At 54.5% G+C, this 8,501-nt stretch carries 8 protein-coding genes; all 8 read right to left on the reverse strand.

The features are described 5' to 3' along the window. The coding region (gene acs, locus AB8B76_RS11970) for an acetate--CoA ligase (protein ID WP_405272762.1) at positions 1–1,459 on the reverse strand (1,459 nt) is incomplete at its 3' end. Between the two features lie 107 nt (positions 1,460–1,566). Further along, positions 1,567–2,451 carry a pantoate--beta-alanine ligase gene (gene panC / locus AB8B76_RS11975; protein WP_405272764.1) on the reverse strand — a complete coding sequence of 295 codons (885 nt, stop codon included), beginning with the start codon at positions 2,449–2,451 and terminating at the stop codon, positions 1,567–1,569. 268 nt (positions 2,452–2,719) lie between these two features. Further along, positions 2,720–3,511: a 3-methyl-2-oxobutanoate hydroxymethyltransferase gene (gene panB / locus AB8B76_RS11980; RefSeq protein WP_405272766.1), complete on the reverse strand. Its 792-nt coding sequence runs from the start codon at positions 3,509–3,511 to the stop codon at positions 2,720–2,722. Positions 3,512–3,605: 94 nt separating this feature from the next. Next, a complete protein-coding gene (locus AB8B76_RS11985) occupies positions 3,606–4,271 on the reverse strand; it encodes a deoxynucleoside kinase (RefSeq protein WP_405272767.1) in 666 nt (221 codons plus the stop codon). After that, entirely contained in the window at positions 4,268–4,789 is a 522-nt protein-coding gene (gene folK / locus AB8B76_RS11990) for a 2-amino-4-hydroxy-6-hydroxymethyldihydropteridine diphosphokinase (RefSeq protein ID WP_405272768.1), read from the reverse strand. Before folK ends, AB8B76_RS11985 begins: the two co-directional genes overlap by 4 nt. Beyond that, positions 4,786–6,069 carry a polynucleotide adenylyltransferase PcnB gene (gene pcnB, locus AB8B76_RS11995; protein ID WP_405272770.1) on the reverse strand — a complete coding sequence of 428 codons (1,284 nt, stop codon included), beginning with the start codon at positions 6,067–6,069 and terminating at the stop codon, positions 4,786–4,788. Before pcnB ends, folK begins: the two co-directional genes overlap by 4 nt. 569 nt (positions 6,070–6,638) lie before the next feature. Continuing rightward, positions 6,639–8,087 (reverse strand): sigma-54-dependent transcriptional regulator, encoded by a 1,449-nt coding sequence (locus AB8B76_RS12000; RefSeq protein ID WP_405272772.1) that lies wholly within the window; start codon positions 8,085–8,087, stop codon positions 6,639–6,641. Positions 8,088–8,161: 74 nt separating this feature from the next. Further along, a partial coding sequence (locus AB8B76_RS12005) for a sensor histidine kinase (protein WP_405272773.1) occupies positions 8,162–8,501 on the reverse strand: 340 nt, incomplete at its 5' end.

Here is an 8,501-nt window from a genome sequence, read left to right on the forward strand (position 1 = left end):
AAAAATAGGTGTCCACCATGCGTTGATGGTCGCCGTATACAGAGCGAATCTGGCTTGGCCATGATGACTTGATGGCAAGATAGCCGGCTCCGGGGCCTTCTATCTCGCTTCCATCCTCAGCCAGTAAGACCGGCTCCACACCAAAGAAGGGCATAGAGGCGGCACCCGGTTTCATGTTCGTGGCGCCCGGTAGAGGGGTGATCATGTGCGCGCCGGTTTCCGTTTGCCACCAGGTGTCCACAATAGGGCACCGCCCCTCGCCAACGGTATGGAAATACCACTCCCAGGCTTCCGGGTTTATTGGTTCGCCTACCGTGCCAAGGATTCGCAGACTGCTTCGCGAAGAGCGTGTAACAAAGCTATCTCCCTTGCCTTGCAGGGCTCTAATCGCTGTCGGTGCTGTATAGAAAGTTGATACCTGATGCTTGTCGACTACATCCCAGCAACGCCCCGCGTCGGGGTATGTCGGCACGCCTTCAAACATCAGGGTTGTAGCGCCCACAGCAAGGGGGCCGTATACAATGTAGGAGTGTCCCGTGACCCAGCCCACGTCTGCTGTGCACCAGTACACCTCTCCCTCGCGATAATCGAATACGTATTTGAAGCTCATGCTGGCCTGCAAGAGATAACCCGCTGTGGTGTGCAAAACCCCTTTGGGTTTACCCGTTGAGCCAGACGTATAGAGAATAAATAGCGGATCTTCCGAATCCATGGATTCCGGTTCGCAATCGGTGCTTTGGGTTGCGGTGATTTCGTCATAGTAAACATCGCGACCGTCTTGCATATTGACGTCAGCATCGGTGCGGCGCACGACAATGCAGGTGCTTACGGAAGGGCAATCGGCGAGACTCTTGTCGACGTTGGCTTTGAGAGGAACGGCTTTACCGCCGCGCAATCCCTCATCGCTGGTAATAACAGCGGAGCATTCCGCTGATTGGATTCGATCCTTGAGCGCCTCGGGGGAAAAGCCTCCAAAGACGATGGTGTGTACGGCACCAATGCGGGTGCAGGCGAGCATTGCTACGGCTGCTTCAGGGACCATCGGCATATAGAGGCACACACGGTCTCCTTTGCCGACGCCCCGAGAGCGGAGTGCATTGGCGAGTCGGCATACTTCATTCTTGAGTTCGGCATAGCTGATGGCACGGCTGTCTTTGGGATCATCCCCTTCCCAGATGATTGCGGTTTGCTCAGCCCGCTCGGGCAGGTGCCGATCAATGCAATTGACGCTCACATTGAGCTTGCCCCCGGCGAACCAGCTGGCTTCGCCTTTCACGAAGTCAAAGGAACAAACGGAATCCCAGGGTTTATCCCAGGTCAAAAACTCTGTCGCCATATCGGCAAAAAAGCCGTCGCGATCGGTGATCGAGCGCTCATACATGGCTTTGTAGTCTGCAGGCTTGATATGTGCGTCTGCGAAGCCATCGGGAATGGGATGGGTAGGGAAGTGGTGAGACATCGTGGGTCCCTCAAGTAATCGTTATTTGAAGACGTGATTCTAGAGGGACGGAGCGCAGAGACAAGCCTACGTTAGTCTAAGTTGCCTGGTGTGACTGAGCGCTTTTCTCAGGGCGTTGCCAGCATCCCCCAGTCTGATGCAGGGTTAAGTGTGAGTCGTACATTGTCGATAAGGCGAGTGCCCCCGAGGCGAGCGGCCGCGAGGATCGCTATTTCTTCGGTGTTCTCTCCTACCGCTTGGAGTGTGCGGGCGTCGCGGATAGCAAAATAATCCGGGGCAAAGCCTGCTTGAAGAAGCTGCATGCGCGCGTGAGATTCGATTTGCAGGAAGTTATCAAAACCACAGGCTATGGCATCCCTGCAGTCGAGCAGTGTTTTATGCAGTAGCGGGGCAATACTGCGTTGCGGCACAGTTAGGTAGTGGTTTCGAGAGCTCAGGGCTAGGCCGTCATCAGCGCGAACGGTGGGTACGCCGATAATGTCTATAGGCATACAGAGGTCATCAACCATTTTGCGAATGATAGACAGCTGTTGGAAGTCTTTCTCGCCGAACAGCGCAACCTGTGGCTGCACCATATTGAATAGTTTACTTACTACGGTAGAAACGCCGTCAAAGTGTCCCGGGCGGTTGCTGCCGCAAAGCGTTTCGGAGAGGTCCGGTACGCGGACTACCGTTTGCGCACTTAGGCCGTCGGGATAAATGTCATCCTCGGCCGGTACAAACAGATAGTTAACACCCTCGGAGAAGAGTTTCTCCCGGTCTGCACTCAGCGTTCTAGGGTAGGCGTCCAAGTCTTCGTTGGCGCCAAACTGCATGGGGTTGACGAAGATACTGACAACAACGATCTGACCTAGCTGTTTCGCGCGGCGAACCAGCTCCAGATGCCCTTCGTGGAGATTGCCCATGGTTGGTACAAAGGCAATGTTCTCCTGGGCAAGGCGATGTCGTTGCAGGGCGTGCTGCAAACCAGCCTTGCTGTTTACTACCAGCATACTGCTACCCCGCTTGCGGTCAGGGTGGGTTTATCAGCCGCCTCTCTTTGTTAGCAGAGTTGAGGCTTCCTTCCCCAGATTATGGCGGGTATTCCCGCTCAGGGCGGACGAGTATGCAGCTTTAAAGAGGGTCGGGCAAGCGTTCAAGCGCACACTTTCAAAGGCGATTTGTTACCAAAAGAAGCGCTTTTTGTAACTTTTAGTTATCTTTGAGGGTGATGTTGTTGTGGTGAATTTGCGGTGGTTTTGCAGATGTGGGTTGGGCGGGTTACTTATAGCTGTGCTCGTCACGGGGATAGCTACCGTCTTTTACGGATGTGACAAACGCCTTCAATGCAGCTTGGACGCTATCGGCACCGAGCATGAAGTTTTCGACGAAGCGGGGTTGGTGATCAGAGAGTCCCAGTAAATCGTGCATCACCAGGACTTGAGCATCGGTGCCAGCGCCAGCGCCAATACCTATGACGGGGATGTCGAGCTTGGCCGAGATATCGGCTGCGAGTTCCGCTGGAACGCATTCGAGCACCAGCAAGCTTGCTCCGGCGTCTTGAATCTCCACGGCATCCGCAAGGATGGACTTTGCTTCTTTTGGCGTTCGGCCTTGTACCCGATATCCGCCAAAAGCATTCACTGATTGAGGCGTAAGGCCTAGGTGAGCGCAGACGGGTGTTCCTCTTTCCACCAAAGCGCTAATGGTGTCGCTGAGCCATACACCGCCTTCCATCTTCACCATTTGTGCCCCGGCTTGCATGAGGCGTGTGGCGTTGGTCATGGCCTCGGTAGTGTTGCTATAGGTCATGAAGGGCATGTCGGCAATGACCAGTGAGTGGGGCGCCGCTCGGTTAACGGAGCGCGTGTGGTACTCCATATCCTGGATAGTGACTGGGATAGTACTGTCGTGTCCTTGGAGAACCATACCGAGAGAGTCGCCCACGAGGATGGTTTCTGCGCCAGCTTCACTGACAAGACGAGCGAAAGTAGCGTCATAGGCGGTTATGCAAACGAACTTATCGCCTGCGGCCTTCATCTTGTCGAGAGTGCTGATTGTTACTTTAATCATAAACTACAAATTTGCTCCAAAACAGGAAGCTTGCTGTCCGTAAGCGCCTGCGGCTACCCAAAAGCGCCTGCGGCTACCCAAAAAGCGCCTGCGGCTACCCAAAAAAAGTAGGGTTGAAATAGTGCCTGCCGCTACGGATATCCAATAGATAGTCCACTAGCTGTAAATAATCACTGTCTCCCTCTGCCAAATCGATCATGCTGGCATTGACGATCAGCAGAGGCGCGCCATCGTAGTACAGAAAAAATTCGCTGTACACTTCGTTTAATTGCTCTAAATAGCGCCCATCGATGCCTTTTTCATGTCCAAGTCCACGCCGTTCGATGCGTGAAAGGAGTACATCCGTAGGTGCCTGCAGATAAATAACCAGATCCGGCTTCGGTGCATCGATGGTCAGCTTCTGATAGACCTTTTCGTAGAGCTCGAACTCGTCGCTATCTAAGTTGATGCGCGCGAAGAGGGGGTCTTTTTCAATAAGAAAGTCAGCTACGCGAACCGGCGAAAAGAGCTCTGATTGCCGAAGTTCCTGCATTTTTTGTGCGCGTTGGAACAAAAAGAACAGCTGAGTCGCGAGGGCGGCCTCGTTGCGATTCCGATAGAAGCGTTCCAAAAAGGGGTTTTGCTCGGCGTCCTCAAGGAGGATCTCATGGTTGAAGGTTTCGGCCAGTCGTCGAGTGAGGGTGGTTTTCCCCACGCCAATGGGCCCTTCCACCGCAATATAAGCTGGGGGCTTGCGACCTCGGAGTTCAAGCTCGCTCATGCAGTTATCGCCTCGGGTTGTGCCAAAGACCAGCCTAACTCAGTTCTTTGAAGCTCGTTATCGGGGCAGTCGCCTAGTCGCTGTGCGAGCGTCGAGCCGTCTTCGAACGTCCAATCTTCGCCTACGATGTCCGCAAGGGGGCGGAGTACAAAATTTCGTTCGAAGACTCCCCGATGGGGAAGCGTAAGGCGCTGAGAGTCGAGCGCCACATCGCCATAGATCAGTAGATCCAGATCCAGTGTTCTTGGCCCCCAGTGTCGATCACGCACCCTGCCGGCGTTCGTCTCGAGCGACTGCAGGGCATCGAGAAGTTTTAGGGGCTCCAAGGTCGTCGTCATCGCAATCACTGCGTTGAGATAATCTGGCTGATCTTTAGGACCCAGGGGCGCTGAACGGTAAATCGCTGAACGCTCAATGTGCCGATTGTCTGCCAGACGTTCCAGGCCTTGTGCGGCCTCGATCAGAGCGTGATGGCTGTCTCCGAGGTTTGCGCCCAGGCCGACAAAGCACCGTGTCACGCGGGAGGGGCCGAGCGTCTACGTCCGCCCCGACGTCGACGACGCGGTGGGCGGTGATCTTCGGGGGAGTCGACTATCTCGATCGGGCCATGTTCTTCCTGAAGCCGTGTCCATGTCTCTCCAAGGCCCTTGCAGTCTTCGCCCGCCTGCTCTCTGAGGAGCAGGAAGTCGTAAGCTGCTCGAAAGCGCCGCTTACTCATAAGTTCTAAAGCGCGTTTACCTTCCGTGCGGGGCAGGCGAAGCTGCATTTCCCAGATTTCGCGCATCGGCATGCTGAATCTGCGAGGTATTGCTATGCGCTGGCAAGCTTGAGCAACAATCTCCTGTCCTGCGCTATGCATGGCCGGCACAGGTTTTTCCCCCTGTGACTCGAGCTGTTTCCGACGTTCGCAAACAGCAGGCCACAGCACAGCGGCTAGAATAAATGCGGGCGTAACAGGCTTGCCCTGACGAATGCGTTGATCCGTGTTGCCCATGGCGGCGTCAAGCAACTGGTCGTAGAAGGGGTCACTATCGGCGAGGCGTGCACTGTCAGGGAACAGATGATCAAAGCAGCGATATTCTCTGAGTAAGCGCAGGGTGGCCTGAGCGTTACCTGCTAGGAATAGCTTACCGAACTCATCGAAGAGTCGAGCTGCCGGTATGTCGTCCAATAGTCCGGCTAGCTCAGAAATAGGCGCGCCGCTGGCTTTCTCTACACGAAAATCGAGCTTTGCTGCGAAACGAAGGCAGCGAAGCATCCGCACGGGGTCTTCGCGGTATCGCTTGGCGGGGTCTCCGATGACGCGAACTTGCCGAGCTTCAAGGTCATCCAGGCCGCCCACCTGGTCAAATACCTCGAAGCTTCCGCTGTCGTAATACAGGGCGTTCACCGTCAGGTCACGCCGTACGGCGTCTTCTTCGAGCGTGCCAAAAACGTTGTCGCGCAACAAAAGACCTCGGGAGGAGCGCTTCGCAGCGGTGGTCGCCGTGTCGCCGTCATCATGGTGTCCGCGAAAGGTCGTAACTTCGATAACTTCACGGCCGAAGCGAACGTGTACGATCCTAAACCGACGGCCAATGATGCGAGAGTTGCCGAAAAGAGCGTGGACTTCTTCAGGTGTTGCGTCGGTCGCGATATCGAAATCTTTGGGATGCCCACCGAGCAAGAGGTCGCGAACAGCCCCGCCCACTAAATAAGCTTGATGCTCACGGTCGCGGAGTCTCGCCATGACTTTCAAGGCGCCCGGACTGATGTCCTTGCGCGAGACGCAGTGTTGATCTCTGGGTATAACTTTCAAACGCTAATATCTTCTCTTCTTACTGTCGCTTCGCGTGGCCGCGGGTCGCGATCCATTGAAGTGGTGTAGCAGGCCCATGTTCGCGGTCGAGGGAGCACGGATCTGGGCTCGCCACCGGGCTTTCGTGGCCATTTTCGGGAAGCCCACATGGTAGCACAGGGTAGTCGTGAAATCGGGGTTTGAGCCGTCGGAGGAATCACCCCGGAGTCTACTTTATTGCGGCGCGAGCGGAACGCTTCGCCGTTTTGGTAGTCAGACTGATTAGAGGCTAGTTTGCAGGCTTGGTTTATCAAGTGCCGGTTTGTCGGCGAGAGATTTGTAGGAGCCAGAATGAACGAGGGGGAAGTAAAAACTTCCCCCTTCCAGGTTCACTAAACCAATTATTATTATTGCGGTGCGCATTATTTTTATTCTTGTGCGCGGCTATAAAAGCAGTCTTTGTGCCAGACTAAAATAGTGTTTAATAATCAGTTACTTATGTTTTTTCGGTTCTTTGTGTTGTTAAATCTCTAAGCAGTTTGTTACCTATATCTACTGTTACTGTGGGTATCAGTCGGGGAGGGTAACGGTTAACTCGCGACTTTTCGTGGACGCCCGCTACCAGACTTCTTTCGAGGGATCTCAAATCGCTGGCGGCGCTCCCAAAGACACTTACGACTGATGCCCAGTTTTTGTGCAAGTTCCGTCTCGCTCATTGAGTCTTGATGTTCAATCACAAAGCGCTGGAAGTAATCCTCCAGTGACAGATCTTCCACCGGATCGCTGTTACGTGGTTGTCGTTTACTGGCCCCGGCAGTGACACGGTCACCGCGGAGCCGGTTAATGTTGACCAGCTCGAGGTCGATACCCAGGGCTTCGTTGTCAATCTCGGTGCCGTCGGTCAGGATTACGGCGCGTTCAATAGCATGCTCCATCTCCCGTACGTTGCCTGGCCACTGGTAGGTGGTGATAGCTTGAATTGCTCTTGGAGACAATGTCATGGCGGCGCGGCTGGCCCGCGTCGCTTGCTTCTCGAGAAGTCGCTCGGCAAGAAACAGTATGTCTTTTCCGCGCTCTCTCAGTGGGGGGAGTTTCAGGCGAAGTACATTTATGCGATAAAAGAGGTCTTGTCGAAAGCTGCCTTCGGCAGCCAGTGTCTGCAGGTCTCGATGTGTGGCGCAAATAAGGCGCACATTCACTTTTCGTGACTGTACTGAGCCAATGCGTCGAATTTCTCCTTCCTGAATAAATCGCAGTAGTCGCGCTTGCGCCTCCATGGGGAGCTCGCCAATTTCGTCGAGAAAAAGAGTGCCACCGTCAGCGGCTTCTATGAGCCCCATGCGGTTTGTGTTGGCTCCTGTAAACGCGCCTTTCTCGTAACCAAAAAGTTCCGACTCAATCAGTGTCTCTGGAATGGCCGCGCAGTTGACAGAGATTAGTGTTTGCTCTGATCTCTTGCTCTGGGCGTGAATTTCGCGTGCGACAAGCTCTTTACCGGTTCCTGTTTCCCCGAGTACCAGAACTGTTGAGTCCGTGGGTGCAAACTTCTCCACATGCTCGGCGAGGGACTGCATGGCTTCACATTCACCAATGATCATCGCAACAGCGTTATCGCTGTTACCGGGTTCGGCTGCTCCGGTGTGCTTTTCGGTCTTGGGTGATTTTTTTCCTTTGGAGATTCTTCGTTGGGCGTGTTTATCGATGACGCGCTGCACCGACTGGAGCATATCTGCGTGATCAAAAGGTTTGGCTATGTAATCCACGGCACCCATGCGCATGGAGTCCACCGCAGAGCGCAGGCTGGCGTAGCTGGTCATGATCAATACAGGGGTCGTTCCCGCCAAAGCGATGAGGTCAGTGCCCGGGGAGCCGGGTAAGCGTAGATCGCTGATGATCAGATCGTAGTCGGTTAGGGTAAAGCTGCTTTGGGCCTCTGCTACGGATCCCGCTTCATCCAAGCTGTAGTCGTGTCTCTCCAGCAGACGGCGGAGTGCCGCGCGGATGACTGACTCGTCTTCGACGATCAGTATCTTATGCATCGGTGGGGGTCCTTTATTGCGGTGCCAGTTATTCTAACATTCTCAACAGATCTGTCGTGAGCACAGGATAATGCTTACTCGAAGCTCTGGGCGTACTCCGCTGAAAACAGCACGACACGAGCGCGAACCCCTCGCCCCGGAGAGCTTGGCGCGGGACTCACGAGGCTAACGCTTCCTCCCATATCTTCGAGCATTCGCCTTACCAAGGCGAGCCCAAGCCCTGTACCTTCTCCCACATCTTTGGTGGTGTAGAAAGGTTCGAATACCTGCGATATGACCTCCGGTGAAATCGCTGGCCCCGGGTTATCTATAGAAATGGTCGTGGTGTCTCCATCCTGATGAGCATCGATGGTAACCGGTCCTTCTTCTGCTGCCGCGCTTCGAGCGTTGTCCAATAAATTCAAAAACACTTGA

Origin of the sequence: Congregibacter sp., from assembly GCF_045107095.1 — a bacterium.
Classification (GTDB): Bacteria; Pseudomonadota; Gammaproteobacteria; order Pseudomonadales; family Halieaceae; genus Congregibacter.